The following is a 2,807-nucleotide window of genomic DNA, read 5'->3' on the forward strand; positions in this document are numbered from 1 at the left end:
AGTGCGACTCGTTCCTGAACAAAGCCTTCGTGGTTGAAGGACAAAATCAGGCACTAACAAAAGAACGAAAATTTCAGATGTTAGGAGAACTAACAATCCAAGAGGTGGAATGATGGGGTAACGCCCTGAAACGCCCCCTTAATACTCCGACTGGCGGGTGTAAGTGAAAACTGACCTGTCAGAAGCTCGGTGAAGTCGGCTGAGAGTAGCCGTATGGATTGCTGGATAATTACCAGCCCCACGAAAGCTGTCCAGAGGTGGACGGTGCTACCTATAGGCCGGAGGTCTACAAAATACCCAAGGTCAGAATGTTTGAAATATGACTGACGAAAACCGCGAATGTAAGGGTCTATACCATGACGGCATAGAAATGTGCTGGTAGCGTTCATCGCTAATCAGTGTGGTGGAGTAAAAATTGATGTTATGAAACACCATAGCACGTTACAGGCGTGTTCAAGCTGACAGGCTTAAAGCGGAGACCTAAAGGTATATGTAAAGATAGGATTGTTGGAACGAGGAAAGGCAGTAGGCTTCTACCATTAGGAAGTAAGCAGACGAATCATATAAGCTGCTGCACTACTGCTGAAAAGCAGAGGTCGAACCGATGATGTTTTCTGCGAAAAAGAGGAAAACGGAGGAATGGCCTCAAGTCAGTCAAACAGGCAACTTAGCACTTAGTCGCAATTAGGATTGCGAGTATGACAAAAAGAAGTCACTCGCCGTAAAGGAGAGTGATGCCTGATGCCAAATGAGAAGAAACCAAAAACCAAATGCGTGGAGTATCTCCGCCATGCTGAATACTACGATATGCAGAATACCTTTGATGAACTGTATGCCAGAAGTCAAGCCGGAGAAATCTTCGAGAACCTGATGGATGTGATACTTTCAAGAGAAAATATCCTGCTGGCCTATCGGAACATCAAATCCAATACCGGGAGTATCACGCCGGGAACAGACAAGCTGAAGATTTCTGATATTGGTAAACTTACCGCTGATGAAGTCACAGCAAGGGTACGCAAAATCGTCAAGGGAGCTAAAAACGGCTACACCCCAAGAAGCGTAAGACGCAAAGACATCCCAAAACCAAACGGGAATACCAGGCCACTGGGAATCCCTTGTATCTGGGATAGATTGGTACAGCAATGTATCAAGCAGGTCATGGAACCTATCTGCGAAGCCAGGTTCAGCAACAATAGCTATGGATTCCGTCCAAATCGGTCGGTTGAAAATGCGATAGCGGCAACCTACAGGCTTATGCAAAAGTCAGGACTTCACTATGTAGTAGAGTTTGACATAAAAGGTTTCTTTGACAATGTAGACCATTCAAAACTGATAAAACAGTTATGGTCACTGAATATCCGGGATAAAGAACTGCTCTATGTAATCCGTAGGATTCTCAAAGCGCCAATCCTCATGCCGGACGGCCACACAGAACACCCAACAAAGGGAACGCCGCAAGGCGGAATTATTTCCCCACTATTGGCAAATGTGGTGCTGAATGAACTTGACCATTGGATAGAAAGCCAATGGCAGTGCAACCCGGTAACGGAAAACTACGCTTACAGAGAAAATGCGGCAGGCTGTCCGATACAAAGCCATGCGTACCGGGCAATGCGGAATACACGGCTGAAAGAAATGTATATCGTGAGATATGCAGACGATTTTCGGATTCTCTGTAGAACAAGGGAACAGGCAGACCGGACGCTGATTGCGGTCACGCAATGGCTGAAAGAACGCCTGCGCCTTGATGTTTCACCGGAGAAAACGAGAGTTGTTGACGTCAGACGGAGCTATTCTGAATTTCTCGGATTCAAAATCCGACTACGCAAAAAGGGGAAAAAGTACGTCGTTCAATCGCACATGTGCGATAAAGCATACAAAAAGGTTAAAGCCAGCCTGACTAAACAAGTCGGAAATATCAAATTTCCCAGAAAAGGACGTGGAGAAGCCGGGGAAGTACGGCTGTTCAACTCCATGGTTATGGGAATCCAGAATTACTACCAGTTAGCCACTGACATCAGCATAGACTGCGGTGATATTGGCAGAACTGTTAATACAGTTCTCAAAAACAGGCTGAAATCTGGAAAGACACACCGGCTGAAAAAGGAAGGCCGTGACCTGACAAAAATGGAAATCCAAAGATATGGGAAATCGGAGCAACTAAGATATATAGCACAATCCAAAGAACCGATTTATCCAATAAGCTATGTTCAATGTAAAAATCCAATGAGTCAGCGGCGAAAAGTGTGCGCTTACACAGCGGCAGGAAGAAGTGAAATCCATGACGATTTGCGGATAAACACTTTCTTACTGCTACAGCTAATGAGAGAGCCTACATACAGCCGCAGTACAGAGTATGCGGATAACCGTATCTCACTGTTCTCCGCTCAATGGGGAAAATGTGCGGTAACGGGAAAGAAATTTCAGTGTATATCAGAAATTCACTGCCATCACAAGAAGCCAAAAGGAATTGGAGGCAGCGATAAGTATGAAAATCTGGTATTGGTGCTTGCACCAGTACATGAACTGATACACGCAGTTGATGAGGACACGATTCGTTCTTATCTCACCGCTCTTAAATTGGATACTTCACAGCTCACAAAGTTGAACAAACTGCGAACATTGGCAAAAAGGAAACCCATTGATTTGGAGAAGCCAAATCTTACGAATAATTCTCATAATGGTATGACTAAGGAGACTAAGAAATCTGTTTGATTGATGGAACGCCGGATGCGGTGAAAGTCGCATGTCCGGTGTGAAGCGGGGGAAAAGCTGGAGATAACTTCAAAGGCTTACCTATCGCTATT

At 45.1% G+C, this 2,807-nt stretch carries 1 protein-coding gene; it reads left to right on the forward strand.

Annotated features, from left to right (window positions below):
- Nucleotides 1-741: 741 nt before the first annotated feature.
- Nucleotides 742-2,715 carry a group II intron reverse transcriptase/maturase gene (gene ltrA, locus LQE94_RS16100; RefSeq protein WP_154314540.1) on the forward strand — a complete coding sequence of 658 codons (1,974 nt, stop codon included), beginning with the start codon at nucleotides 742-744 and terminating at the stop codon, nucleotides 2,713-2,715.
- Nucleotides 2,716-2,807 lie beyond the last annotated feature (92 nt).

The sequence above is a fragment of the Mediterraneibacter sp. NSJ-151 genome, from assembly GCF_022487435.1.
Lineage (GTDB): Bacteria > Bacillota > Clostridia > Lachnospirales > Lachnospiraceae > Schaedlerella > Schaedlerella hominis.